The sequence below is a fragment of the Pseudoalteromonas sp. BSi20495 genome, from assembly GCF_000241185.1.
GTDB lineage: Bacteria > Pseudomonadota > Gammaproteobacteria > Enterobacterales > Alteromonadaceae > Pseudoalteromonas > Pseudoalteromonas fuliginea.
Window position 1 is genome coordinate 1 of the sequence record NZ_BADY01000055.1, and the last position, 25,886, is coordinate 25,886.

General features: G+C 38.5%; 24 protein-coding genes and 2 tRNA genes. 16 read left to right on the forward strand and 10 right to left on the reverse strand.

Annotated elements, in window-relative coordinates; genetic code table 11:
- Positions 1-21: 21 nt before the first annotated feature.
- Genes P20495_RS12460 through P20495_RS12440 form a run of 5 tightly spaced genes read right to left on the reverse strand, consistent with a single transcriptional unit; the run spans position 22 to position 3,541 of the window.
- The gene (locus P20495_RS12460) at positions 22-465 is read right to left on the reverse strand and encodes a DUF2069 domain-containing protein (protein ID WP_008135561.1); all 444 of its coding nucleotides are present in this window, start codon (positions 463-465) and stop codon (positions 22-24) included.
- Complete coding sequence (gene wrbA, locus P20495_RS12455; RefSeq protein ID WP_007375916.1) at positions 462-1,016, reverse strand: NAD(P)H:quinone oxidoreductase; 555 nt, start codon at positions 1,014-1,016, stop codon at positions 462-464. Before wrbA ends, P20495_RS12460 begins: the two co-directional genes overlap by 4 nt.
- Entirely contained in the window at positions 1,016-1,363 is a 348-nt protein-coding gene (gene arsC / locus P20495_RS12450) for an arsenate reductase (glutaredoxin) (RefSeq protein ID WP_008135564.1), read from the reverse strand. The genes wrbA and arsC overlap by 1 nt, the downstream gene beginning before the upstream one ends.
- 53 nt (positions 1,364-1,416) lie before the next feature.
- Positions 1,417-2,874, reverse strand: coding sequence for a M48 family metalloprotease (locus P20495_RS12445; protein WP_007375914.1), 1,458 nt, complete (start codon positions 2,872-2,874; stop codon positions 1,417-1,419).
- Between the two features lies 1 nt (position 2,875).
- Positions 2,876-3,541 (reverse strand): hypothetical protein, encoded by a 666-nt coding sequence (locus tag P20495_RS12440; RefSeq protein ID WP_007375913.1) that lies wholly within the window; start codon positions 3,539-3,541, stop codon positions 2,876-2,878.
- A 147-nt stretch (positions 3,542-3,688) separates the two neighbouring features.
- On the opposite strand from P20495_RS12440, the gene P20495_RS12435 reads away from it, so the two are divergent.
- From P20495_RS12435 to P20495_RS12385, 11 genes are all read left to right on the forward strand, one after another.
- Positions 3,689-3,907 carry a hypothetical protein gene (locus tag P20495_RS12435; RefSeq protein WP_008135566.1) on the forward strand — a complete coding sequence of 73 codons (219 nt, stop codon included), beginning with the start codon at positions 3,689-3,691 and terminating at the stop codon, positions 3,905-3,907.
- Positions 3,900-4,970 (forward strand): AI-2E family transporter, encoded by a 1,071-nt coding sequence (locus tag P20495_RS12430; RefSeq protein ID WP_008135569.1) that lies wholly within the window; start codon positions 3,900-3,902, stop codon positions 4,968-4,970. Before P20495_RS12435 ends, P20495_RS12430 begins: the two co-directional genes overlap by 8 nt.
- A gap of 137 nt (positions 4,971-5,107) precedes the next feature.
- Positions 5,108-7,363 (forward strand): aminotransferase class V-fold PLP-dependent enzyme, encoded by a 2,256-nt coding sequence (locus tag P20495_RS12425; RefSeq protein ID WP_008135570.1) that lies wholly within the window; start codon positions 5,108-5,110, stop codon positions 7,361-7,363.
- 400 nt (positions 7,364-7,763) lie between these two features.
- A complete protein-coding gene (pgi, locus tag P20495_RS12420; RefSeq protein ID WP_007375909.1) occupies positions 7,764-9,410 on the forward strand; it encodes a glucose-6-phosphate isomerase in 1,647 nt (548 codons plus the stop codon).
- Between the two features lie 272 nt (positions 9,411-9,682).
- A complete protein-coding gene (gene zwf, locus P20495_RS12415) occupies positions 9,683-11,155 on the forward strand; it encodes a glucose-6-phosphate dehydrogenase (protein WP_007375908.1) in 1,473 nt (490 codons plus the stop codon).
- 2 nt (positions 11,156-11,157) lie between these two features.
- Entirely contained in the window at positions 11,158-11,868 is a 711-nt protein-coding gene (pgl, locus tag P20495_RS12410; protein ID WP_008135571.1) for a 6-phosphogluconolactonase, read from the forward strand.
- Positions 11,869-12,207: 339 nt separating this feature from the next.
- The gene (locus P20495_RS12405) at positions 12,208-12,912 is read left to right on the forward strand and encodes a SapC family protein (RefSeq protein WP_007375906.1); all 705 of its coding nucleotides are present in this window, start codon (positions 12,208-12,210) and stop codon (positions 12,910-12,912) included.
- Positions 12,913-13,040: 128 nt separating this feature from the next.
- A complete protein-coding gene (locus P20495_RS12400) occupies positions 13,041-14,072 on the forward strand; it encodes an isoaspartyl peptidase/L-asparaginase family protein (protein WP_033015518.1) in 1,032 nt (343 codons plus the stop codon).
- A gap of 194 nt (positions 14,073-14,266) precedes the next feature.
- Positions 14,267-18,154 (forward strand): ATP-dependent RNA helicase HrpA, encoded by a 3,888-nt coding sequence (gene hrpA, locus P20495_RS12395; protein WP_008135573.1) that lies wholly within the window; start codon positions 14,267-14,269, stop codon positions 18,152-18,154.
- Between the two features lie 75 nt (positions 18,155-18,229).
- Positions 18,230-18,610 (forward strand): PleD family two-component system response regulator, encoded by a 381-nt coding sequence (locus P20495_RS12390; protein ID WP_007375903.1) that lies wholly within the window; start codon positions 18,230-18,232, stop codon positions 18,608-18,610.
- Positions 18,611-18,618: 8 nt separating this feature from the next.
- Positions 18,619-18,915, forward strand: coding sequence for a PilZ domain-containing protein (locus tag P20495_RS12385; protein WP_008135574.1), 297 nt, complete (start codon positions 18,619-18,621; stop codon positions 18,913-18,915).
- A gap of 20 nt (positions 18,916-18,935) precedes the next feature.
- Here P20495_RS12385 and P20495_RS12380 read toward each other — a convergent pair whose 3' ends face one another.
- Positions 18,936-20,126: a class I SAM-dependent methyltransferase gene (locus P20495_RS12380; RefSeq protein WP_007375901.1), complete on the reverse strand. Its 1,191-nt coding sequence runs from the start codon at positions 20,124-20,126 to the stop codon at positions 18,936-18,938.
- A gap of 64 nt (positions 20,127-20,190) precedes the next feature.
- Here P20495_RS12380 and P20495_RS12375 point away from each other — a divergent pair, with 64 nt between their 5' ends.
- The 3 genes from P20495_RS12375 to P20495_RS12365 all read left to right on the forward strand — a co-directional run bounded on the left by P20495_RS12375 (position 20,191) and on the right by P20495_RS12365 (position 22,604).
- Positions 20,191-20,922 carry an HD domain-containing protein gene (locus tag P20495_RS12375; RefSeq protein WP_007375900.1) on the forward strand — a complete coding sequence of 244 codons (732 nt, stop codon included), beginning with the start codon at positions 20,191-20,193 and terminating at the stop codon, positions 20,920-20,922.
- 16 nt (positions 20,923-20,938) lie between these two features.
- Positions 20,939-21,370, forward strand: a complete 432-nt coding sequence (locus P20495_RS12370) for a VOC family protein (RefSeq protein ID WP_033015519.1) — start codon at positions 20,939-20,941, stop codon at positions 21,368-21,370.
- A 535-nt stretch (positions 21,371-21,905) separates the two neighbouring features.
- Positions 21,906-22,604, forward strand: coding sequence for a M48 family metallopeptidase (locus P20495_RS12365; RefSeq protein WP_008135578.1), 699 nt, complete (start codon positions 21,906-21,908; stop codon positions 22,602-22,604).
- 42 nt (positions 22,605-22,646) lie between these two features.
- Here the strand turns inward: P20495_RS12365 and P20495_RS12360 are convergent.
- Positions 22,647-22,731: transfer RNA gene (locus P20495_RS12360), tRNA-Tyr, on the reverse strand.
- A 53-nt stretch (positions 22,732-22,784) separates the two neighbouring features.
- Positions 22,785-22,869: transfer RNA gene (locus P20495_RS12355), tRNA-Tyr, on the reverse strand.
- Positions 22,870-22,981: 112 nt separating this feature from the next.
- Between P20495_RS12355 and P20495_RS12350 the strand changes: the two genes are divergently transcribed.
- Complete coding sequence (locus P20495_RS12350) at positions 22,982-23,509, forward strand: VC2046/SO_2500 family protein (RefSeq protein ID WP_033015515.1); 528 nt, start codon at positions 22,982-22,984, stop codon at positions 23,507-23,509.
- A 258-nt stretch (positions 23,510-23,767) separates the two neighbouring features.
- Positions 23,768-24,070, forward strand: a complete 303-nt coding sequence (locus P20495_RS12345) for a DUF6172 family protein (protein WP_007375896.1) — start codon at positions 23,768-23,770, stop codon at positions 24,068-24,070.
- 605 nt (positions 24,071-24,675) lie between these two features.
- Here the strand turns inward: P20495_RS12345 and P20495_RS12340 are convergent.
- On the reverse strand, positions 24,676-25,155 hold the full coding sequence (locus tag P20495_RS12340; protein WP_033015516.1) for a YchJ family protein: 480 nt from the start codon (positions 25,153-25,155) through the stop codon (positions 24,676-24,678).
- A gap of 37 nt (positions 25,156-25,192) precedes the next feature.
- Entirely contained in the window at positions 25,193-25,627 is a 435-nt protein-coding gene (locus P20495_RS12335; RefSeq protein ID WP_007375894.1) for a SulA-like leucine-rich domain-containing protein, read from the reverse strand.
- Positions 25,628-25,886 lie beyond the last annotated feature (259 nt).

Sequence of the window (25,886 nt, forward strand, 5' to 3'; positions counted from 1 at the left end):
GTTTTTTGCTTATGGTTTACGCTATTTATTGTGCTCGTTTGCCGCTTTTTCTTCTGCAAGTTCTTCTTTAAGTTTACGGATTTTTAAACCAAGTTCTTGACCGCGATACCGTGCATAATATGTACAACCAATAAACATGGCGGATGCAAATACAAGCTCCAATAATACCCATATCAGCTCAGCTGGCGCTGCCCACAGCATGGTAAGCCCGTGAATAAAATACAGCATTACAATAAAGTTAGCCCACGCATAGGTGTAAGTGTTGTCTTTAATAATGCCTCTTAGTGGCAGCAGTAACGGAATGATGGGCAAAAATAAAGATACTAAGCTCGTATTACCGTTTAGAGGGGGTACAAAATACATCCACAATGGAATTAGAACAAGCAAACCTACATAGCCAAATAATGCGGCACGTTGAAATTTTATTGTAATTGGCTTTTTAGCTGGATTGTCAGCTGTATTCATTTAAGTTTTCTCGCAATGTGAGTAAGGCGTTTACCAACGCTTTGGCATATTTTAATTTCGTCTTTGCTTAGCTGTGCACTGTTAGCGCTGCCAGCGACGTGTGTTGCACCGTATGGTGTTCCACCGGTTTGTGTTGCAAGTAGTTCGGGCACATCGTATGGCACGCCCAGTAGCATCATGCCGTGGTGTAATAATGGCAGAGATAAGTTAAGTAAGGTTGCTTCATTTCCACCATGCATACTACTTGATGACGAAAATACACATGCTGGCTTATCGATTAGTTGGCCTTTTAGCCACAAGTCGCTGGTGGTTTCCCAAAAGCTTTTTGCTTGAGAGGCCATCATGCCAAATCGCGTTGGCGTGCCAAATGCAAGGCCATCGCAATTAATTAAATCATCTTTGGTTATTACGATATCGTGTGCGTTTTTAGCTACAAACGTGCGAAGCAGTGCAGTTGCGCCTTGTTGCTCTACTGACTCCGCTATTTCATGTGCCATAGCTTCAACTGAACCGTGGCTAGAGTGATAAAGTACCACTATGGTTGTGCTCATTATAAAACGCTTAATACGTTTTCGGGTGGACGACCAATAGCAGCTTTACCGTTGTTAACAACAATAGGGCGCTCAATCAGTTTAGGGTTTTTTACCATGGCATCAATAAGTGCATTTTCGCGCGTTTCATCTTTTAAGTTAAGCGCTTTGTAGTCATCTTCTTTGATACGCATTAGTTCACGTGCCGATGAAAAACCAAGTTGGCTTACAAGGGTTGAAATTTGCTCGTGAGTCAGTGGTGTTTTTAGGTATTCGACAATAGTTGGCTCTACAGATTTACTTTGTAATAAGGCAAGTGTTTCGCGTGATTTAGAACAGCGCGAATTATGGTAAAGAGTAACAGACATAAAATGTATCCAAATATTAAGTTTCGCCTATTTTAGGGCAAGCGCTTGCAGACTTAAAGCCTTGCAAGCTCTTTTTGTAAACGACGATATTGGGTAAGCAATGCTTTTAATCGTTGCTGCTTTACAAGTTCTGTTGATTCTACGAAGTTAAGTGCTTTTTGGATTTCGTCAGCGGCTTTTAAATAAGCACCATATTGCGATAATACATCGGCATTAGCCTCGTGGTAGGCTGCTAGTTTATCTTGTTTTTTATAAGTGTCGGCAAGTAATTGTTTACCTAGGCTATGATCTGGCTTTTCAAGTAAAAAACTCTTAAGTATGGTCTCTGCTAATTCATATTGTTTAGCTTCCAGTGCCGAATTAGCATAATTAAGGGTAATTACTTGGTTATTAGGGCGGTAATTGTTTAACTCGGCTAAAAATTTAACCGCTTCATCGGCTTTTTCTTGCGCGATGAGTAAGTCGGTCTTTGTATCTATGTAAAATAGGTTTTTAGGATCACTTTGTAACAGTTCATCTAATATAGGTTGTGCTTCGTCAAGTTTTTTCTGATCGAGCAAACTTATAGCTAGGCCATATTTTAATGCTGTATTATCGTAATTTTTTTCACGCATTAATTTTCTAAACAGTGCTTCAGCGTTTTCAGGCTTATTGTCGTAGCGAGCTAGTACTCTGCTTTTTGCTAAGTTAAAATTAAGACTCGGTGTTAGGTAACGCACCGGAAATTGCTCAGCACGCAAGCGCACATCAGATACTCGACTTTCAGGTAATGGGTGAGTTAATAAAAATGCAGGTGGCTTATATTTGTAACGAATTTGCGCGGCTAGCTTGGTTAAAAATTCACTTGATGCACGGGCATCAAAGCCTGCATTGTTTAGTGTTTGCATGCCTATACGATCAGCTTCTTGCTCGGCTGAGCGGCTATGGGTTAGCTGGCTAAAAGCTGATTGTGTTTGGCTCGCTGAAATAATAGCAATACCTGCATCAGGTGCAACAACCGTTGCCAATATACCGGCAATCATACCAGCAATGGTCAAGGCACTGTTATCTTGTTGCTGCTGTATTCTACGTGCTAAGTGGCGCTGTGTTACGTGAGCAATTTCGTGCCCTAGTACCGAGGCAAACTGGCTCTCGTTATCGGCTTGAGCAATTAAGCCTGTGTGTACGCCAACGTGTCCGCCATAAAATGCAAACGCATTAATTTCAGGGTTGTTTATCCAAAAAAATGAAAATGGAAAGCGTACGTCATTAGCATTTGCTACAAGTTTGCGGCCAATCGTAGTTAGGTACTCATCAAGTACAGGATCGTTAATTACTGGCGATGAGCCTCTTATTTGCATCATCATTACTTCGCCAATCGCTTGTTCTTTTTCGAGTGGAAGTGCTTGTAATGCTGACGTTCCTAAATCAGGAAGTGTAAAGTTGGTTTGCGCCTTTAAAGGCTCACCTACTAATAGGCCAAATGTAAGTGCGGCACTGCATAAAGTCATAAAGGCTGATTTTAGCTGCATTTTATTCCTTGTTTATTGGTTCACCAATAGCAATTTTGGCAATGTCTATTTCGTCACTACTTGCACGGCTGTCTTTTTCGCACAATTGGTATAGTTCTTTTATTGTGACTCCATCAAGCTTTACAACGTTCAATTCGCGCTGCAAAAAAGTAATAATTTTATGAACTACTTTGTGTGCATGTAATATAAGTGCTTTATCAGCTTTGTCGCCACTTTCAAAATAAAAGCCAACAAATTTATGTAATTGGTTTATTCTGATCAGGCTTTTCATTGAAATAGGATCCCATACTTTAAATTCAACAAAGCGGTTTCCTTTTATATACTGATCTATGACTACGTCTTTTGCATAAGGTTGCGCCCAAAGTTCAAAACCGCGGTCGGTAAACACTTGATGAAGTGCTATTCGAGGCTTATTTTTGGTATGGATTTCACCTAAGTTATCTTCATAGCCTTCTAATAAGTCTAAATTCCAGTTGCGTTTATTAATAAGCTGTTTAACAGCGTTGTCAAAACCATGCTCTAATATCCCCTCAGATTCGCTGACTGAGGAAGCAACTAAATGATAAAAAGGAGGTAATTCCCCCCAATTTATTTGCTTTTTAAACCAATTAATCTCTTTGAGTGTTGGATTACTTGGTAGTTGCGCTTTATTATGCGTGCCAGGCATTAACTTATCCTTACTACTAACTATGGTATACAGGATAAACCATTGCAGGGGTTGTTTTAAGAAAAAGTTACATTTGTTCACGTGTTATAAAAATAAGACCGTGATTATGTGACTTATTATTCATTTTAATAAATTGGTAAAGCGAGTATGTTACAACAAGATTTGCGAATTTATAGGTGTCCTCAACAGTTTATTCAGTTTAAATTGGGCTTGCGTAAAGCATTATCATTACAACAAAGTATCACTTTTAGTTTAAATAACGATGAAAACGTTGATGATATAGAACGATTTTTGAAAAAATATGCTTATAGTTACAATTTAAATAAACAACAAGGGTTGTTATTAGTGGAGCCATTACGTGTTTGAATATGTAAAAACATGGTACGAAAGAAAGTTTTCGGATCCTCATTCGGTTACCTTATTATTTTTATTATTGGCATCGGTTGCCTTACTTTATTTTTTTGGCTCCTTAATAGTGCCAGTGCTGGTTGCTCTTGTAATCGCTTATTTACTTGACTGGCCTGTACTTCATTTAGAGCGCTTTGGTTTAAAGCGTTTTACAGCAACAGTTATTGTGATGTTGGTATTTACCGGCATTATGCTGACGCTTATTTTAGTTATAGGTCCGGTACTTTGGCAACAAACAAGTAATTTAGTACAAGAAACCCCACACATGGTAGAGCAGGGAAAGTCTTACTTGTTGGCTTTACCCGAACAATACCCTAGTTTGATTAATACTGAGCAAGTACAAGCAATTGTTGCAACAGTAGAGGCTAAAGTTATTGAGTTTGGCCAAGTGGTGTTGTCGTTTTCGCTTACTTCTTTAAAAGATGTGGTTGCTTGGTTAATTTATTTGGTACTTGTACCTTTACTTGTATTTTTTATGCTTAAAGATAAGTTAGAGCTTACAGGAAGCGTAGCTAAACTCATTCCCCAACAACGACGCTTAATTTTGCAAGTATGGAACGAAATGAATCAGCAAATCATGAATTATATTCGCGGTAAAGTGTTTGAAATTTTGATTGTTGGTGGTGTGTCGTTTATTGCATTTACCGTTTTAGATTTACGTTATGCGGCGTTACTAGGTGTGTTAGTTGGTTTTTCTGTGTTAATTCCGTTTGTGGGTGCTGCTCTTGTGACTATACCCGTAGCGGCCGTGGCGCTATTTCAATTTGGCCTAGAAACGCAGTTTTGGACTATTTTAATTATTTACGGAATTATTCAGGCGCTTGATGGCAACGTACTTGTGCCACTGTTATTTTCTGAGGCGGTTGATTTGAATCCGGTGTTTATAATTGTCGCAGTATTATTTTTTGGTGGCTTATGGGGATTTTGGGGAGTGTTTTTTGCCATCCCATTGGCTTCATTAGTAAAAGCGCTAATAACAGCCTGGTCGTCAACCCATGAAGAGTTAAGTAACCAGAGTTAAGGTTAGGTAAACAGACTTTTAGTTTAAAAAAGAATAGTAAACGCACCTCTAGTGCTAATTGATTATTACTCATTACCTGTAAAGTTATGTACTATTGGTAATAAGATATATTTTTTAGTAATAAGGTGCGTTTTTTAATGTCAGATTTTTTATTGCACGATGAGCCAGTAAAACAAGTTTACCTTGATGCAAACGCAACCACTCCTGTGTTGCCTTGTATTGCTGATGTTGTTTCTCATACTATGCAAATTTGTTTTGGTAATCCTTCAAGTCCGCATATTACAGGTATTCAAGCCAAGCATTTATTAGAACAAACACGTCAAAAAGCACGCACTGTTATCGGCGCAAGTAATGGCGATATTTTATTTACGTCTGGCGCGACAGAAGGCATTCAAACAGCAGTAGTTTCTACACTTATTAATGCTAAAAAACACCCAGTTAAAAACCCAGTATTATTATATGGCGCAACTGAGCATAAAGCGGTGCCAAATACACTTAAACATTGGAATAGCGTACTTGACATTAACGCTGAAGTGCTTGCTATTCCAGTGGATAGTAACGGTATTTTAGACTTAGATTTTATTGCAGAGCATATTAATAATGCATTGATGATTTGCACCATGGCCGTTAATAACGAGACCGGTGTATATCAAGATTTACCCGCTATTGAGCAGGTAATTCGTAGCCGCAATAAAAATGTATCGTGGATGGTGGATTGCGTGCAAGCGCTTGGTAAACAGGCACTCGCGCTGAGTGACACAACAATAGATTACGCCCCTTTTTCGGGGCATAAGCTTTATGCGCCCAAGGGTATTGGCTTTTTATATATTCGTAGTGACAGTGCGTATACACCTTTTATAGCGGGTGGTGGTCAAGAGAGTGGAATGCGTTCAGGCACCGAAAATCTACCTGGTATTGCAGGGCTAAATAAGCTATTTAGTCTGTTGCTCGATAAATCAGACGGTACATTTAAATCAGTTGATGTACTTAATTCCTATCGCAGTCAATTACAAAGTGCAATTGTAGATACCTTTGGCAATATTACATTTAATCACGACTTTGCTTATAGCGTGCCCACTACACTTAATTTTGCTGTTAACGATTTAACAAGCAAAGAGGTGATTGATTTATTTGATGCGGCGGGCATACGCGTAAGTGGAGGCTCGGCTTGTAGTACGGGGGCATCAACAAGTTTTGTTTTAGATGCAATGGGTGCAAGCAAATGGCAAAGCGAAAACGCAATTAGACTTTCGTTTGGACCTGCGGCAACACAGCAAGATATTGATAATGCTTGTGGTCGTATTCGCGCTCTAAGAACAATATTACAAGCAAACTGTTTAATCGTGTCTGACAGTACGACACCACAGCAAGAAGTGTGCGCACTGGGCCTTACTCAATTTAGGCACCAAGGTGCATGTAGTTGGCTTTATGTGAGCGATGATAAACACGCAGTTATAATAGACCCGATTATTGAGCTTATTCCGCGTTTTGAAAAAATAGCCAATACACAAGATCTAACTATTTCAGCGGTGCTTAATACTCATCTTCATCAAGAGCGAGAGTCAGCGACTAATTTGTTAACCAGCGTTCTTGCATCAAGAGTTGTAAAAGGTGAGGTTGATTCGCTAGGTTGGCCCGTAGGCGCAGCAAATATTAGCTTAGCAAATGACGCACTTGAAAAAGTTGCTACACCTGGGCATAGCAAAGATAGCGTAAGTTATTTATTAAAAAACAGTAGTGGCGAAACGCGTTATTGTTTTTGTGGTGATTTAATTCTGCCTGCAGGACTTGGCAATACTTCCCTTATGGGTGGGGATGCAAAAGCTATGGCTCGCTCTATTTTAGCAATAAGCGAGCAACTAAATAACATTAGTATTATTTGCTCAGGGCACGACTACCAACAATGTTTTGCTATGAACTGGGCCGTTCAGCAAAGCCAAACGCCATTACTTAATGCGTTAGTGAGCGGCAGTATTTCAGTTGATGAATTTGTAATTGAAAAGCAGCAGTACGATGCTTCAAAACAAGTGAATAACACACAACTGTGCGGTTATGTAAATGCGCTACCTGAAGTAGATACACTGCAATTAAATTTTGATGACGCTAAAATAATGTTAAACACCAGCGATGTATATTTAATTGATACACGCGAGCCATACGAACACGGCGCAAATAATGTTGCCCAGTTATTTAATATACTCGATGAAAAAACATTAAATATACCGCTTAGTAGAATGGCGAATGCGGTATTTGAAGGACAGTTGAATAAAAATAACAAATACATTTTATTATGCCGCAGTGGTAACCGCTCAAAAATTGCTGCGAGTAATTTAATGCAGCTGGGTTATAAAGCTGTTTATAATTTAAATGGTGGGTTAGCGCTTAGCAATTAAACAAAGATTGTAATTTATACAAAATCGGCTTTATGGCCGATTTTTTGTTTTTAAGGTCGATTTGATCGCAAGGCAAGCAAGTACAGTACTTAGTGAATAACCATATAAAGTAATTATTGTGCTTATGAAAATTCATCAATATTTCATTTTAATCAATTAAGCTATGGCAGGTGCCTTTAAAATTATAGGTAAATTAATTTATAAAATCTTTATGATACCGGTGTCAAAAGCTAAAAATTGCGTTATCATCGGCATCTAAAATTATAAAAACAGCACCTTTTTTGCATTTTTAGTTATACTATCGGCGTTTTATTTTAGTGTGAATAAGCAATTTTTATCGTTTTTATTTTATAAAAAGCATTTTTAAATCAATTGGTTGAAAAATTTAGAGGGTATTCTCATGTCTAACCGAACGCAACTAGCAAGTTGGCAAGCACTCGAACAAAGTGCAGCTAAGATGAAACAAACACATCTGAAAACGTTATTTGCACAAGATGACACGCGTTTTTCTCAGTTTTCTACTCAAGTACCTGGCGTATTATTCGACTATTCTAAGCAACTTATTGATAACGATGTTTTTGCTAACTTAATGTCGCTTGCTAAAGATTGCGATATTGCATCGTGGCGCGATAAAATGTTCAGTGGTGAAAAAATTAATATCACTGAAAATCGCTCAGTACTGCATACGGCACTTCGCAATCGTGCTCATACACCACTCATTGTTGATGGTGAAAACGTGACACAAGCAGTAGATAACGAATTAGCTAAAATTAAAGTGTTTGTTGAAAAAGTTCGTAGCGGAAAATGGCTAGGCTATACCGGCAAAGCGGTAAAAGATGTTGTAAGTATTGGTGTTGGTGGCTCTAACCTTGGTCCGCAAATGGCAACCGAGGCATTAAAAGCACTGGCAGATGATACATTGAATGTTCATTACGTATCTAATGCTGACGGTGTACAAATTTCGTCTGTTTTAAAAGCCATTGATCCTGAAACAACATTATTTGTTATTTCGTCAAAAACATTTACTACGTCAGAAACCATGACAAACGCTAAAACAGCCGTTGATTGGTTTTTACAAACAGCAAAAGATGAAAGTACAATTGCAAAGCATTTTGTTGCAGTAAGTACAAATTTAGAAAAAACGGCAGCCTTTGGTATCAGCGACGAAAACGTATTCACTATGTGGGATTGGGTTGGCGGTCGCTTTTCACTTTGGAGTGCGATAGGCTTACCCATTGCTTTATATTTAGGCTACGACGCCTTTGAAGCAATTTTAGAAGGTGCGTTTGAAATTGATGAACATTTTAAGTCTGCGCCGTTTGAGCAAAATATACCATTAATTATGGCATTGCTTAGCGTATGGAATACCAGCTTTTTGGGCTACACAGCGCAAGCGATATTACCGTACGACCAAGCTCTGCATATGTTACCAGCTTATTTACAGCAAGGCGAAATGGAAAGTAATGGTAAGCACGTTAACTTTGCGGGCGAAACGGTACCTTACACCACCGTTCCAATTATTTGGGGCATGACGGGTATTAATGGTCAGCATGCCTTTTATCAGTGCTTACACCAAGGTAATGTAATTGTACCTGCAGATTTTATTGCATCAGTTAAACCACAAGTGAATGTTGATAAACATCACGATATTTTATTATCGAACTTCTTTGCACAAACAGAAGCGATGATGAGTGGTGTAGATGCAGCGCAAGTTACAGCTGATTTAACCGCTAAGGGTAAATCGCAAGCAGAGATTGATGAGTTATTAAATCATAAAATTCATCAAGGCAATCGTCCTACAACATCTATGTTATTAGATACTGTAGATGCTAAAACAGTGGGTCGTTTAATTGCACTGTATGAACATAAGATATTTTGCCAAGGCATTATTTTAGAAATATGCTCGTTTGATCAATGGGGTGTAGAGCTAGGTAAAGGGTTAGCATCTAAAATTGAAAGTGAACTCACTGATGAAAGCGTAAAACACGCCCATGATAGTTCGACAAACGGCTTAATGGCGTACTACAAGCAAAACCGTACGCAGTAAAAAATTCGCTTACGTAAGTAAGTAAACCGAGTACCTTTGAACGGGTAGCGCTGGAGTGCTTAGGGTCTGTATTTTTGTGAGAGGAGATACAGGGCCCCTAAGGCTCATTTAATAAGCGCAAATGATAAAATAAATAATAATAAATCATCAATACAGAACAATTCAGCAGGCTTTTATTTAAATACAGTTATAAAAGCCATCTAATCTAGCAATAAATAGGCATACCCGCGCATTTATAAAATGTACTGGGTATCACAACGTAGAGAGTAACTATGCTTAATCCTTTTGATATTATAATTTTTGGGGGCGGTGGTGATCTTGCGTTACGCAAATTACTACCTGCAATGTACAGAGCATATCAAGAAGGTAATTTACCTGAAGGCTCACGTATCCTACCAACAGTGCGCGAAGAATCTAAACGTGCTGAATACGTAGAAACAGCGCATAAAGCATTACAAGAATTTTTAAGCAAAGGTGAGTTTAACGCTAAAGATTGGAAAGCGTTTTCTACTTTTTTAGTGCCAGTAGTAAGTAATGTTACAGAAGCGGATGATAATTGGGATGTGCTAAAAGGCATTCTAGATGAGCACGAAAGCACTAAATCGCGTGTGTTTTATTTATCTCTTCCGCCAGCTGTATACGGCACTTGCTGTGAAATACTTTCTACGAAAGGTTTAATTACCCCTACATCACGTGTTGTTGTTGAAAAACCAATTGGCTATTGCGGTGATTCTGCTGAAGCAATTAACGGAAAAATTGCAGAGTTTTTTAATGAAGAGCAAATTTTCCGAATTGATCATTACTTAGGTAAAGAAACAGTACAAAACTTAATGGCGCTGCGTTTTTCAAACTCATTGTTTGAAAATATGTGGGATGCTAAATCTATTGATAACATCCAAATTAGCTTATCAGAAACGGTTGGCCTTGAAAGCCGCGCTGGTTTTTATGATAAAGCCGGTGCACTTCGTGACATGGTTCAAAACCACTTGTTACAGCTACTGTGTTTAGTTGCAATGGAAGCGCCCAATAAACTTAACGCCAGCAGTATCCGAAATGAAAAGCTAAAGGTATTAGAAGCACTTCGCCCACTGAATGGTAGCGATGTTGATGAAAATATTGTGCGCGGTCAATATGTGCCTGGTGACTTAAATGGTAAAATTGTACCCGGTTATCTTGAAGAACTAAAAGAAGGCTCTAGCAAAACAGAAACCTTTGTTGCGATTCGTGCACACATTGATAACTGGCGTTGGGCTGGTGTTCCATTTTATCTTCGTACAGGTAAACGTATGGCTAAGCGCTGTGCAGAAATTGTGGTTGAATATAAAAAAGTATCTCATAATATTTACGAAGATAACGTAGGTAATATTGAGCCAAATCGCCTTGTTATTCGCTTGCAGCCAGAGGAAACAATTCAACTAACGCTTATGTCTAAGCGCCTCGATAATTTGGAAATGCAACTTGAACCAGTAACGATGAATATTGAGCTTTCACAAGCTTACAGTAACGGTTTTCACTCAGATGCATACAAGCGTTTAATGCTTGATGCGGCTGCCGATAACCCATCGTTATTTATTCATCGTGATGAAGTACGTCAAGCGTGGAAATGGATTGATCCAATTATTGACAGATGGCAAGAAAAAGGCAAACCGGCACTTTATCGTGCAGGTAGCTGGGGTCCTGATGATGCCGATGAGTTATTGGCAGAGAAGAGCCATGTGTGGTTTAACGCGGGCGATAAGGCATAAATATGGCAACATTAGTTGAGAAATTTTTTGATAATAAAGATGCGTTGACGAAAGAGCTTTCAGCAACGCTTGAGCAATCACTGCGTGATGGTATTAAAAATGATGGACGTGCTGTATTGATGGTATCAGGCGGTTCATCACCAGCACCTGCTTATAAGCATTTATCAACCCTTGATTTAGATTGGCAACATGTTGATGTTGCTATGGTTGACGAGCGTTGGGTAGACTCAAGCCATGAAAAAAGTAATGAAGCATTTATTAAAAGTACATTATTACAAAATCATGGTAGTGCTGCTAACTTTATTACTATGAAGAACACTGCTGCAACGGCCCAACAGGGCACACAAGAGTGTGAAGCGGCTTATAGCGAACTAAAAATACCATATGATGTGACTATTTTAGGTATGGGCCCAGATGGCCATACAGCGTCGTTATTTCCAAATGCAAACGGTTTAGAGCATGGTTTAACAACCACACAATCAGTGTGTGCTATTAACGCGATTGAAAGTGAAGTAACCGGTAGTATTACTGAGAGAATGACACTAACTTTAAATGCCATTGTGCAATCTAAAGTAGTTAAGCTTTTAATTAGCGGTGAAGAAAAACTCGCTGTTTATAAGCAAGCAAAAGCGGGGGGCGATGTTAATGATATGCCACTTCGCGCTGTACTTAACCACCCAAGCATAAATATTGAAGTGTATTGGGCGCCATAAATTAAAGTACCAATGTGATTTTTAAAGGCAGCTTATATAAGCTGTCCTTTTTTATTTGTTCAAATTTAAGTCTAAACACTATAAATAAACGCACTCTGACTGTTAATCAATGTGAATGAGTATCCGTAACTTGTATTAAAAACAATCATTAAGTGTATTGTTTTTAATCTGATTTTATGTGTTTTGGTTGTGTGTTTTTTAGCAACGCTTGGATTTAGTTAAATTTTATTTTTTGATGACGACTGTCATAAAAGTTTCCCTTCCTTTTTGGTTTCAAAAGCATTAGCCTTAAGGTATTAAAAATGAAACACATAAACTAAAAATAAACGGAGCAGTAACATGGCGGAGCAACAAGTACAGCCTTTACACAACGAAAAACATGCCAACATTAAAATTAAAAATGGCATCAATGTAGAATTCATGAAAACTCAACATTTAGTGCCAGTAGTTGCACATGAGTTTGCACGTGTAGCAAACGAGTTTCCAATGTCATTCGTTAAAAATAACGAAAATGACACTTACCAAGCTGTCGCTATGTTTGGTCTTGAGCCAGGCGAAAACCTTTTTGTAGAAGATGGTAAATGGACAGCAGCATTTGCACCAATGGCATCTACTCGTTACCCACTGGGTCTAGTTAAGCACCCAGAGCAAGATCAATTCGGCATTGTAATTGATGAAGCAAGTGCGCTTGTTGGTGAAGATGAAGGCAACGCATTATTCGAAAATGGCGAAGAGACTGATTACCTAAAACGTCGTAAAGAAGCGCTTGTATCTTTTATTGAGTTTTCTCAAGTAACTGAAGCGTTCACTAAATTCCTTGCTGATAAAGAGCTACTAATTGCGCAAACGCTTACAGTAGACATTAAAGGCGAGAAAAAAGACATAAACGGTATTTACCTTATCGATGAGAAAAAGCTAAACGAGCTAAGCGATGCTGATTTCCTAGAGCTTCGTAAACGTGGTTACTTAGCACCAATTTATTCTTTCTTAACGTCTACTCATCAAGTAGCACGTTTAGCGCGTTTAAAAGCTCAACAAGCTTAATTACAAACACGTTAAATTTTGAAAAAGCGCCTTAAGGCGCTTTTTTTATGTCATTAAACTCACTTTGGTTGAAATTAAGCCCGCAACCATTCACATTGGTTTATAACTTCCCCATAAAAGAACTCATTATGAAAATACCATTATTAGCCATTTTTGCGAGCAGCCTTGTTGCTTTAAGCAATAGTGCATTAGCTGCAGAGACTCCTTTTGCCATTGCGATTCATGGTGGGGCAGGGACAATAGAAAAAGCACGATTTACACCCGCTCAAGAAAAAGAGTATCGGGCAAAATTAACGCAAGCAGTAGAGACAGGTTATAAAGTATTACATCAAGGCGGCGAAAGCTTAGATGCGGTGACTGCAGCAATTGCAGTATTAGAGCAATCCCCTTATTTTAATGCAGGGCGTGGAGCGGTATACACTTACGATGGCGGACATGAGCTTGATGCATCAATAATGGATGGTCGAAACCGTGAAGCAGGTGCAGTTGCGGGTGTAAAGCATATTGAGAGCCCAATTAATTTAGCGCGTTTGGTAATGGATAACTCTGTACACGTAATGCTCAGTGGGCAAGGCGCTGAGGAGTTTGCTAAAGAGCAAGGTGTTGAGCTTATCGAAAATAACTTGTTTGATACCGAATCTCGTTACAAAGCACTTTTAAAAGCAAAACAAAAATTAGATAAAGCCAAAGCAACCAGTAAAGAGTACCAAGCCGCGCACAAAGCATTACCTAACTCTTACAAAATGGGCACGGTTGGCGCAGTGGCGCTTGATAAAAATGGTAATTTAGCAGCAGGTACATCAACCGGTGGTATGACGGCAAAACGTTATGGCCGCGTGGGGGATGCGCCGGTAATTGGGGCCGGAACATTTGCTGAAAATGAATCGTGCGCGGTATCAGCAACAGGACACGGTGAATACTTTATTCGCTATAACGTAGCAAGCGATATATGTGCGCGCGTTAAGTACCAAGGTAAAACCATAGCCGAAGCAGGGGATGAAGTTATAAACGGTGTGCTTAAGCCCATTGGTGGCACTGGCGGCGTCATTATTATTGATACTAAGGGTAATATTAGCTTGCCGTTTAATACCTCTGGCATGTATCGAGCTAGTAAATCGAATACGCAAGCGACCTACGTGGGCATTTTTAACGACGAATAAGCCAACGTCATTTAATTTATTCAATGTAGTTAGCGCTGAAAATAACTGCTTAAAATAAATTTATTATTCACCGTTTAGTTCAATAACAGCGTTTATATAACAAACAACCTCGCGTTATGCATTTTGTAGGATTAACCCCAGCCGTTTAATTTGATACAATTACGGCTCTTTAACTAATTTTATAAGGTATGCGGGTGGTAAACCTAGGTCAGTTGTTTGGCGAGCTAAAAACGTGCTTAAAAAAAGATCAATTCATTTTCAAAAAACGCTTACATGGCGTAAAAAAAATAACCGATGAAAACAAGCATGCCAACGCGCTTGAAAAAATAGCGGCTGATATAACCCGTAGCCAAGAATTACGCGATAAGCGCTTAGCTGGCCTCCCTAAAGTGACTTACCCTGAGCAATTGCCAGTAAGTCAAAAAAAGGAATTAATTAAAGACGCCATTGCAAATAACCAAGTGGTTATTATTGCCGGTGAGACGGGCTCAGGCAAAACAACGCAAATACCTAAAATGTGTTTAGAGCTTGGTCGTGGTGTTGATGGTTTAATAGGGCATACGCAACCACGCCGATTAGCAGCGCGTACCGTGGCTAATCGTATTGCTGAAGAAATGAAGTGTGAGCTTGGTCAGCAAGTTGGCTTTAAAATACGTTTTAGCGATCAGGTTTCTAATAATACGTATGTAAAACTGATGACTGACGGTATTTTACTGGCAGAAATTCAGCAAGACCGCTTTTTAAATCAATACGACACGATTATTATCGATGAAGCGCATGAGCGTAGTTTAAACATCGACTTTATTCTAGGTTACTTAAAAAACCTACTTCCAAAACGCCCTGATTTAAAAATAATAATTACCTCAGCGACTATTGATCCTGAGCGCTTTTCAAAGCACTTTGATGATGCGCCTATTATAGAAGTATCGGGTCGTACTTTCCCAGTTGATGTGCGCTACAACCCTATTACTGATATTAATAAAGATGATATGGAAGCGGAGGGCGATCAGCTACAAGGTATTTTTGATGCCGTTGATGAGCTGTGCGCTGAAGGCCCTGGCGATATTCTCATATTTTTAAATGGTGAGCGTGAAATACGCGATACCGCTGATGCACTTAGCAAGCGTAATTTAAAACACACCGATGTATTGCCACTTTATTCGCGCTTATCTAACGCAGAGCAAAACCGTATATTTGCGCCACATTCTCGTCGCCATATTATTTTATCGACTAACGTAGCCGAAACATCGCTCACTGTGCCGGGTATTCGTTATGTAATAGACCCAGGTACTGCGCGTATAAGTCGCTACAGCTATCGTACAAAAGTACAGCGCTTGCCAATAGAGCCTATATCACAAGCAAGTGCTAATCAACGTATGGGTCGTTGTGGACGTGTTGAAGCGGGTATTTGTATTCGCTTGTACTCTGAGGATGATTTTTTATCGCGCCCAGAGTTTACCGACCCTGAAATACTGCGTACTAATCTTGCTTCAGTTATTTTGCAAATGTTGGCACTCGGGCTTGGTGATATGGCGCAATTTCCGTTCGTGCAAGCGCCAGATAGCCGTAATATAAGTGATGGTCTATCGTTATTAGAAGAACTACAAGCAGTAAAACCAGACAAACGTGATAACAAAACGAGTTTAACCGCTTCAGGTAGAGAGCTTAGCCGATTACCGGTTGACCCTCGTTTAGCTAAAATGGTACTTACGGCCCATAAACTTGGCGCATTGCGTGAAGTAATTATTATTGTGGCAGCATTGTCTATTCAAGACCCACGTGAACGCCCACAAGAAAAACGTGCTGCGGCCAATGAAAAGCACGGTCGTTTTGACGACCCAGATTCAGATTTTATTGCTTTTTTAAACTTATGGAATTACCTAGAAGAGCAGCAAAGCGAGCTGACTAACGGCCAATTTAGAAAGCTGTGTCAAAAAGACTTTTTGGCCTATATGCGTCTGCGTGAATGGCAAGATATTGTTTATCAAATAAGTACTGTGTGTAACGAAATGGGCATGAAAGCAACCAGCCAAGCGGCTGATGGCGAGCTTGTGCACAAGGCGTTATTAAGCGGGATGCTAAGCCACATTGGCTTTAAAGATGAAAAACAAATATACAAAGGCGCACGTAATAGTCAGTTTCATATTTTTCCGGGTTCAGGTTTATTTAAAAAGAGCCCTAAATGGATCATGTCAGCAGAGCTGGTAGAAACCAGTAAATTATATGCCCGCACAAATGCAAAAATAGACATTAACTGGGTAGAGCCATTAGCACAACACCTAGTAAAACGTAGTTACACAGAACCTCATTGGGAGAAAAAGCCAGGTGCGGTAATTGCGTTTGAGCAGCAAACTTTGTACGGCCTACTCGTTGTAAACAAACGCCGCTGTGTTTATAGCAATATTGACCCTAAAGTGAGTCGAGAGCTTTTTGTACGCACTGCATTAGTTGAGCAAGAACTGGGCTTAAACGAGCGCTTTTTAGCATTTAACAGTGAGCTAATAGAAGATATTCAAGTTCTGGAAAATAAGTCACGTCGTCGTGATATTTTAGTTGATGAGCAAACGTTATTTGAATTTTACGATAAAAAAATACCCAAAGAAATTAATAACCGCGCTGCATTTTTAAAATGGTATAAAACACAAAAACAACAAAATAAGCATTACTTACACATGACTCGTGAAGAGTTAATGCAGCATGGTGCAAGTAATATAACCGAGTTTGACTACCCTGATACATGGCAGCAAGACAATATTATATTGCCGCTTGCTTATCATTTTGATCCAGGCCAAGCCGTTGATGGCGTTGCGGTACAAATACCGGTCGCGCTGTTGAATCAAGTGCAAGAAAGTGGTTTTGACTGGCACATACCAGCATTTAGGCATGAGCTAATAAGTGGACTTATAAAGTCATTGCCTAAATCGCTTCGTCGTAATTTTGTGCCAGCACCAAACTATGCTGATGCAGTGCTGGCAGCTATTGAGCCAATGCAAGGGAGCTTAATTGATGCATTAACGACGCGTTTATTGAGAATGACAGGTGTAAAAGTTGATCCAGAGGCATGGGATTTAACCGCGCTTGCACCGCATTTAAGATTGCAGTTTGAAGTACGTGATGAACACGATAAGTTACTTGCTCGTGGACTTGATTTAGCCAAACTTAAAGCAGAGCTGCAAGGTGAAGTAACCGAAACACTCTCTAAAGTAGCCGATAAAGGCATTGAAAAATCAGACCTAACACAATGGGATTTTGGTGAGCTGCCATCTTCATATGTTAAAAAACAAGGCCAATATGAGATAAAAGCATACCCTGCGCTGGTGGATAAAAAATCAGCCGCTGCAGTGGAGCTGTTTGATAACGAAGCAAAAGCGCAGCAAGCACATCAACAAGGTTTGCGCCGTTTAGTGTTATTAAATGTGCCATCGCCAATTAAGTATTTACAACAAAACTTACCGAATAAAGCAAAGCTGGGTTTGTACTTTAATCCATTTGGTAAAATAGCTGATTTAATTGATGACTGTATAGCCGCAGGTGTCGATAGCTTATTAGTTAAACACGGTGATATACGTGACGAAAAAGCATTTGAAACAGTAAAAGAGCAAATACGCGGTGAGCTCGGTGATGCTGTTGTGTCGATTGCAACGCAGGTTGAGCAAGTATTAAGTATTGCTCACGCGCTGCATAAAAAAATGAAAGGGCGCGTTGATTTAACCATGATAACGGCGCACGGCGATATAAAATCACAGCTTGAGTCACTTATATTTAAAGGTTTTGTGAGCGCGCATGGCGCAGATAAAATAACGGATTTAATCCGTTACCTAAAAGCTATTCAAAAACGCTTAGAAAAATTACCAGTTGATCCAAACAGAGATAGGTTATGCGTACTTGAACTTGATAAAGTGGCAATTGAATATAAGAAATTAACTAATAAAACACCTAAAGGGTTGCCAATTCCCCAAGAAGTAACCGCTATTTTTTGGATGCAGCAAGAACTAAGAGTCTCTTTGTTTGCCCAAACATTAGGAACTCCTTATCCTATTTCATCAAAACGCATTTTAAATGCAATAAAAGAAATAGAATAAAACTTGCATTTTCTATTAAGCTTAGTACCTTAATGGGAGGACTTATTTTTGCTTTGAGAAGGAAACGGCATACCCATGTCCTCATTGATCGAACCTAAAACACGACGGCTGCTAGTCGTCGACGACGAGTATTTTAATTATGAAATTCTTAAAGCAGCACTCACTGCTAAATTTGATGTGAGCTATGCTGATTCAGGTAAAAGTTGTTTAGCATCAGCGGTTGCTAATCCACCTGATATAATTTTACTTGATGTGTGCATGCCAGGACTTGATGGTTACGATACATGTCGTATGCTAAAACATACCCCGGAGACAAAAAATATACCTATTGTTATGGTATCTGGCCTTGAGTCGGAGTTGGAGAAAAAAGCCGGATTTGACGCAGGATGCGACGCTTATGTAGTAAAACCATTTTCAATGAGTGTATTGTTAGAGCAAATTAATACAATAGTTTAGAGGGATTTATGTTCACAGATGACAAACGAAACTTTAGACGTATGCAGGTAAATGCGACTGCAAATTTAACAACAGTGGAGCCAGTAGCTGGCTTGAATTATACGGCAGAGTGTGTTGATTTGAGCGCGACAGGGTTATCATTGCATTTGGATGATTTACTTGAGCCAGATACTATTTTAACAGTTGATATAGCGTCTACTCACCCTAGCATTGCACCGTTAAAAGCAACGGCTAAGGTAATACGTGCCAGCAAAGAAGATGATGGCACAATAACAGCAGGCCTTGAAATCATTCAGTTTAACTAATTAAATTGAATGATTAGATATTAAAAAACCTTACAAATTAAGCCTTTTAAGTAAAAGCCTTCAGGGTAGCTACCCGCAATTGGGTGATCGGCTGCTTGATTTAATCGTTCCATTATAAGTAGATCTTTGCCCGCATCAAGAGCCGCATCAGCAACAACTTTTTGAAATAGGTTTTGCTCCATTAAGCCAGAGCAAGAGAATGTCAGTAATGTTCCACCTGGTTTTAGTATTTGCATGGCAATCATGTTGATGTCTTTATAACCACGACACGCGCCCGTTAGCTGCGCTTTATTATCAGCAAACTTTGGTGGATCCATTACGATGGTATCAAACTGTCTGCCTTCGTCGCGGTATTGACGCAGTAACTTAAAGACATCTTGCTTCACAAAATCAACTTTATTTAAGTCTAAGTTATTATGCTCAACATTACGTTTAGCAGTATCTAACGCTGGTTGCGATACATCAACGTTAGTGACATGCTCACACCCGCCACGCAAAGCGTACAACGAAAATGTACCTGTGTAACTAAAACAGTTAAGTACCGTTTTGTCTTTTGAAAAACGCTCAAGTGCAGCACGGCTATCGCGTTGATCTAAGTAAAATCCGGTTTTATGACCTTCAATTATATCGACTTCAATTTTTAAGCCGTTTTCTTCAATAAGTACAGGTTGTGTTGGCTCATTACCCCAAAGAACACCTTTAATTGGCTCCAAACCTTCTTTTGTACGTACTTCTACGTCTGAGCGCTCGTATATGCTAGAACCTGGAAAAATAGCCATTAACGCGCCAACAATCTCGCCTTTATGACGCTCGGCACCCGCACTTAGTAACTGACAAACTAGTACATTATCAAATTTATCGATTGTAACGCCTGGTAAGTAATCAGACTCAGCTGCACATAATCTAAAGCCTGTTAATCCGCCTTCTTCTATTACTTGGCTCCGTGCTTCTAATGAGCGACGTAAACGGCGTTCAAAAAAGTTTTGATCGATGATTTCCTTTTCGTCAAAGCTCCAAACACGTGCACGAATTTGTGAATGAGGGCTATAAGCAGCAGTTGCTAAAAACTTACCTTCGCTATCGTGAATCGTTACTGTGTCGCCTAATCCAGGTTTACCTTTAATTTTTTTGATGGCTTTTGAAAATAACCAAGGGTGTTTTCTTTTTAATGATTTATCGCGACCAGCTTGTAGGTAAACGGCAGATGACATAAGGCTTCTCAGTAGTAATAAATAAGCGCTGTATTTTAGTCAAGCAGCGGGCAACATACAATGAATGTTTTGCAAGAGGGCTATAAAGCACGGTAAAGTACTAATAATTCACTTATTAATTAGCTTTTGGAACCTGAAAGTGCCTGACGCCGTTTTAAGCCCCGATTTACAAATACTTAATTCACAATGCAGAGAATTTATAACCTCTTTAGTGCATGCCGATGTGGCTCACGATATTACGCATATAGAGCGAGTGGTGCGCGTTGCAATAAAACTATGTAATGCAGAGCAGGCTAATATGTCAGTTGTATTACCTGCAGCGTGGATGCATGACTGTGTGGCGGTGGCTAAAAACCACCCTGATCGTGCAAAAGCCTCTACTATGGCAGCAGATAAGGCACTGGAATTTTTAAAATCGATTGATTATGACGAGTCACTTTTTGATGATATTCATCATGCTATTGCGGCTCATAGCTTTAGCGCAAATATAGAAATTAAAACAGTTGAGGCGCAAATAGTACAAGATGCTGACAGAATGGATGCACTAGGTGCGATTGGAGTGAGTCGATGTATGAAAGTTGGCGGCTCAATTTCTCGGTTATTGTATAACCCAGAAGACCCTTTTTGTATTGAACGAGAAGCTGATGATAAAAAATATACACTTGATCATTTTTTTATAAAACTATTACATATTGCTCAAAGCATGAATACCCCATCAGCTAAAGCAGAAGCGAATAGGCGTACAGTTTACATGCATGAGTTTTTAGAGCAATTAAAGTCAGAAATTGGTGAGTAACGTGGATAATAAAAATATGCCTAAATTATCAGGTATTGATCATTGCCATTTGAATGTTGAAAATTTATCGAATGCAGTTAAATGGTATGAGCGCGTTTTAGGTTTTAGTATAGTACCCGAACTTGCTTTTTGGAATGAGGACGGACGAGGACCTTTAACGCTCGAGGATGCTAGTTCAAAGACTCGTTTAGCACTTTTTGAAGGTGAGGGGCGCAGTAAAGGAATTGCATTTTTGGCAACAGGGGAGCAATTTATACAGTGGCTTAGTCATCTTGAAAGTTTAAATATAAAAGCGGTTCTTGCTGATCATGGTGTAACGTTTTCAATGTATTTTAAAGATGACAGTGGTAATAGCCATGAGATCACATCTCATGATTACTCGTATATAAAACTTTACTATCCATCGGTTAACTTAGGTTCGCATTCATCTAAAAAAAAGCTAATGTAGTTAATCCTATAATTCCCATTATATGAATTTATGTGTAAGTTTTTATCATACTGCTATCACTTTGAATAATATCTAATTGGGGTTTATTCGCTGCTTTTTTGTTTCAAGTGAAACTGTATTTTTTAGCAATTATTTGTGCTTGTACAGTTAACATAAGTGCCAGACATGCGCTGTTTTAGGATTCAACCTAAAGTTAATTTACGTTTTGTCGCTGCACAAATATAGGTGAAAATCGTGATCAGGACGCAGAAGCTTTGCTAGGTTTTTACTTGTTTTCACATGGATGTAAGTCAGTAAGGTAACGCATGAAAAGTTACCGACCCCACTAGGTGACACACCTCACGCAGCGATTAAATCGCTCTTAGATAAAATGAACTTTAATATTGTAAGGTCAGCAGGGCTTGGTCTTCTATTATCGTTTGAAGCAGTTAGATATAAAGTTTTCACTTAGTTATAGACCAGTTTTTTATTATTAATTAGATCCCATACTTAAGCCTATTGGTATAAAATATTAGAAATTTCGTGTTGGTTAAATGTGGTAGAACTGTTGTTTGAGTATCAATTAAAGCGAAGTGCCCGACGTAAGACTGTTGCTATTAAAGTGCACCAACGGTCAATAACCGTTTATGCGCCTCATTATGTTCCTAAAAAACAGTTGGATTTATGGTTGGTTGAGAAACGAGATTGGGTAAATAGCCAACTTGATAAACAGATTAATATTGCAGACTCAAAGCAATATCCACTCGAAACACATAAAATTCTAATTTTCTCAAATCTTATAGACATAACGTTTGAACACGCTTTGCATTCTCAAGTTATAGAGCATGAGAATACATTAAGCGTATTGTGTTCTTCTCGAGTGAGCCATAAAAAATTGAAGTATAAAACATTACTTGAGGCGTATTTAACTGAAAAATTAGGATTATATATTGATATGCGTCTTGCCCACTTTTGTAAACTAATGGAGGAACCTTTACCGAATGATTTACGAATACGTATCTATAAACGTAAATGGGGGAGTTGTAATAGTAAACGTGAGCTTACGTTTAACTTACTCTTGATTGGAGCCAAAAAATCAATTATAGACTACGTCATAGTCCACGAGTTGGCGCATTTACGTCACTTAGACCACAGTCGTGTATTTTGGCAACGTGTAGCTAAGTTTTATCCGGATCATAAGACAGCATCAGATTGGTTAAAGAATAATGGACAAAGTTTACAGTGGGAATTTTAAAAAATATTGAAGTTTAAAATATAAGGTATTTTAGAAGAAAAGTGGTGGAGGGAGCTGGATTCGAACCAGCGAAGGCTGAGCCGTCAGATTTACAGTCTGATCCCTTTGGCCGCTCGGGAACCCCTCCACACTAATTTTGTTACACTTGGTACCCCACTTAACTTAGTCGGTAAGAAAAAGTGGTGGAGGGAGCTGGATTCGAACCAGCGAAGGCTGAGCCGTCAGATTTACAGTCTGATCCCTTTGGCCGCTCGGGAACCCCTCCAGTGCAACGGCGCTGATAATAGCAAAACTTATATTTAAGTAAAGAAAAAAGCTAAAGAAAAATGAAATAAAGCCGATAAATATCTATTACCTACAATAATCGGCTAAAGTCTATGCAAATCGACGGTTTGTTAATCACAGAGAGTCAACTAAGTACACGGTTGAATAAAAGTGTACACGAACAACGTCGAGGAGAGTTTTCTCTTTTATTGGCAATGTTATCCCACGATGCGCTTGATTTTAGTCAGTTCCATTTTCCAAAAACAGATATTGAAAACCCTATTGTTGAAGAAGAGACACTTCGTAAGCAATTTGGTTCGGGTCCGAAGCAGCCTTTAGCACCGGATGAATTTAATATGTTGATTGGGCAACACAACGCCGCTTTATTATCAAATGTGGGAGAGCATGCAGGTATGAGCGATATTAAGTTACGACACTGCTTAAACCCTGAACCACTTTCAATAAGAAATGATTTAGCTCATATTCCACTCAATGTGCTTGATAATTGTGAGCTAGCTGTGCGCAGACGTATTAAGAACAAAGAGACTCAGCTATCGCATCCGCAAATGGACGTAGCTTCATTCTATGATGGTCTTAATGATGAATCATTACATCAACCGCTTCACTTAGCTACAGCATAATATTGACCTACAAAATAATTTATCTATCTACGATTTCAAATCAGCTTATGTCAGGCACAGTAAAACAAGCTTTAAATGGTCATTTTTATAATAATGATGGCTAAAAAGAGAGGCTTTGTAGCTATTTATAATGTTAATTGCCTAAAAATTGATTTAGTTTAAAAAAACCATCCAAAAATTTAATGCAATTGCTATAATGATGTCAAATGGTATGACATGAAATGCCGTTATCATTAAACCAAGGTAATTAGGAACGTAATGAAGAAAACATTCACGCTGAATCACGAGAAAATCAAATACCCTCGTATGGTCGATGCTGCAAAGCACGAAGTGAAAAAATATTTGAAAAGAGAACGTAATAAAACGCTACCTGAAGATGCTGATTACTGGGCATTTGACTGTAAGTTTGGTAATACAGCTGAAGATGCTCAAGTAGTGCACGTTGCAGAGATTAGCAATCATATCAGCGACATCGAAAAGCAAGATTTAAAGTCTTTCTACGTAGAGATTTTAGCAAAGCCGGCACAGCGTCAACAAGCTGATTTAGATGACGACGAGTAACTCTTAAATTTTAAGTACTCGTAAAGTAGAGATGGACCCAAGTGGTCCATTTTTGTTATGTGGGTTTTAATATCAATCTGAATAATACTAACCAACCAATCCGCAATCATGCTTAATCAGTTTGAGGGATTAAATCTGACGCTAACGGCGTTAAAAATTTCTGATATAGGACAATTAAATAACGATTTTTTGTCTTGTTATCGACACGATTCTGTTATCTAAAAATAGATCACTTAATTAAAAGAGTTGGTATAAGTATTTGAACAATATAAATTATCTCATAACCCTATAATACCAACCTGCATAAATATTTGATCAATTTAACGAATTAAATTGCACTATAACGTCGTTAAAATTTTTTATTTAGAACAACTAGATACAAAAACTTTTGCCTAGTTCTAGCGTAATTTTCTTAACGTTAAATAGACCCCATACATAAGCAGATTGGTATAAAATTTTATTTAGAGACGCTGAGTTTTTTGGAAATAAATAACTTTTCGTGCGTATGCGCCACATTAAGTTAAATAATATGTACAAAACTAGAGTACATACCATTTAACTAATTAGTGTATTTCAAAATACCTGATGCCTGGGTAAGTTGAGGTTTATAGGCTATGGCACTTTTTATACTTTTTAGTACTGCCACATGGGCAATCATCGTTCCTGCCAATTTTTATATCTGCAACAGGTAATATAACGCCGTCAGAATATTTCCACTGATTTTTTTCTTTAATGAATTTTGATTGTTCGTGCAATTCACAGTATAAATTATCATAAAAGTAGTGCGCTTTAAATTCTACAAAACCCTGACTATCATCGTGCCCTGAGTCTATAATTGTCAGTTTTATAAAGCGGCAACCATCTGCAAATTCTTTAATTTCTTTAACGGGGTTTTCGGGCTGTTTATCTGTTGTATATGTTTGATAAATATACTTAGCATTTTTGAGTGCATAAGCACTATAACGAGAGCGCATAAGTAGCTCTGGTGTTTGAGGATGCTGTACTGCCAAATGAAAAGGTTCGCAGCAGTCAACATAATTTTGTTGGCTGCCACAAAGACATAATGTTTTATTCAGTGAGGTCATAATTTTGGTGTAAAGCTAAAATGTTAGTTTAACAAGATTATTGAGCTAGTAATATCTCTGTGGTTTGTTTGTTTTTCGTGAAGCAATATAACTTTGTATTTGTTTTACTCATATCCAGAGATAAGCTAGTTAATAGCTGGTTATTAACTATATCAGTCCAAGTAATTACAGCTGCAAAATTACCGTTGTGTAAAGCCGAATTTAATACGTACTCTAGATTCACTAAGTGTTTTTGTCTAATAACGAGTAATTTACTCGTATCGATAGAGCACGAATCAAGTAGCGCTTTACTAGGGACGTGATCGGGTGCGATTAATAATGTCCAAGCATTTAAGCTATTGTATTGATGTAATACTTTTAATAGCTCAAATGTTGCCGAAATTTCATCTTCAATTTCAATTAAATTAACACAATCGCTTTTATTGTCTTGTTGGTAGCTTTTAACTGTTCGTACGGTAATTGGTTGTAACATATCGCCTCACTCACTGGGTTTTTATACAGTATTTACATACAGTAGTTTATACAGTGTTTGTGTGCAAGTGTTTTTTGCTATTTTTTTGTACGATAATTTAAGATTTAGACTTTTTTTAAATTGTCATTTTTTTAAGTTATTAATATTTAATGATTTAAATTTACCTTTATGTTGTTGTTTCCAACTGTGCATTATTGTGTTGAATACTGTATACACCTGTTGAAGGTTGATATGGCAGCTTTAAATAATGATTTCATGT

Excerpts from the sequence above, each read along its gene's own strand:
- P20495_RS12425 (WP_008135570.1), top strand. The coding sequence starts at position 5,108 with ATGTCAGATTTTTTATTGCACGATGAGCCAGTAAAACAAGTTTACCTT.
- P20495_RS12400 (WP_033015518.1), top strand. The coding sequence starts at position 13,041 with ATGAAAATACCATTATTAGCCATTTTTGCGAGCAGCCTTGTTGCTTTA.
- P20495_RS12405 (WP_007375906.1), top strand. The coding sequence starts at position 12,208 with ATGGCGGAGCAACAAGTACAGCCTTTACACAACGAAAAACATGCCAAC.
- P20495_RS12440 (WP_007375913.1), bottom strand. The coding sequence starts at position 3,541 with ATGCCTGGCACGCATAATAAAGCGCAACTACCAAGTAATCCAACACTC.
- P20495_RS12390 (WP_007375903.1), top strand. The coding sequence starts at position 18,230 with ATGTCCTCATTGATCGAACCTAAAACACGACGGCTGCTAGTCGTCGAC.
- P20495_RS12385 (WP_008135574.1), top strand. The coding sequence starts at position 18,619 with ATGTTCACAGATGACAAACGAAACTTTAGACGTATGCAGGTAAATGCG.
- P20495_RS12435 (WP_008135566.1), top strand. The coding sequence starts at position 3,689 with ATGTTACAACAAGATTTGCGAATTTATAGGTGTCCTCAACAGTTTATT.
- P20495_RS12380 (WP_007375901.1), bottom strand. The coding sequence starts at position 20,126 with ATGTCATCTGCCGTTTACCTACAAGCTGGTCGCGATAAATCATTAAAA.
- P20495_RS12375 (WP_007375900.1), top strand. The coding sequence starts at position 20,191 with ATGTTTTGCAAGAGGGCTATAAAGCACGGTAAAGTACTAATAATTCAC.
- P20495_RS12350 (WP_033015515.1), top strand. The coding sequence starts at position 22,982 with ATGCAAATCGACGGTTTGTTAATCACAGAGAGTCAACTAAGTACACGG.
- P20495_RS12445 (WP_007375914.1), bottom strand. The coding sequence starts at position 2,874 with ATGCAGCTAAAATCAGCCTTTATGACTTTATGCAGTGCCGCACTTACA.
- P20495_RS12370 (WP_033015519.1), top strand. The coding sequence starts at position 20,939 with ATGCCTAAATTATCAGGTATTGATCATTGCCATTTGAATGTTGAAAAT.
- P20495_RS12345 (WP_007375896.1), top strand. The coding sequence starts at position 23,768 with ATGAAGAAAACATTCACGCTGAATCACGAGAAAATCAAATACCCTCGT.
- pgl (WP_008135571.1), top strand. The coding sequence starts at position 11,158 with ATGGCAACATTAGTTGAGAAATTTTTTGATAATAAAGATGCGTTGACG.
- zwf (WP_007375908.1), top strand. The coding sequence starts at position 9,683 with ATGCTTAATCCTTTTGATATTATAATTTTTGGGGGCGGTGGTGATCTT.
- P20495_RS12460 (WP_008135561.1), bottom strand. The coding sequence starts at position 465 with ATGAATACAGCTGACAATCCAGCTAAAAAGCCAATTACAATAAAATTT.
- wrbA (WP_007375916.1), bottom strand. The coding sequence starts at position 1,016 with ATGAGCACAACCATAGTGGTACTTTATCACTCTAGCCACGGTTCAGTT.
- pgi (WP_007375909.1), top strand. The coding sequence starts at position 7,764 with ATGTCTAACCGAACGCAACTAGCAAGTTGGCAAGCACTCGAACAAAGT.
- P20495_RS12335 (WP_007375894.1), bottom strand. The coding sequence starts at position 25,627 with ATGTTACAACCAATTACCGTACGAACAGTTAAAAGCTACCAACAAGAC.
- P20495_RS12340 (WP_033015516.1), bottom strand. The coding sequence starts at position 25,155 with ATGACCTCACTGAATAAAACATTATGTCTTTGTGGCAGCCAACAAAAT.
- arsC (WP_008135564.1), bottom strand. The coding sequence starts at position 1,363 with ATGTCTGTTACTCTTTACCATAATTCGCGCTGTTCTAAATCACGCGAA.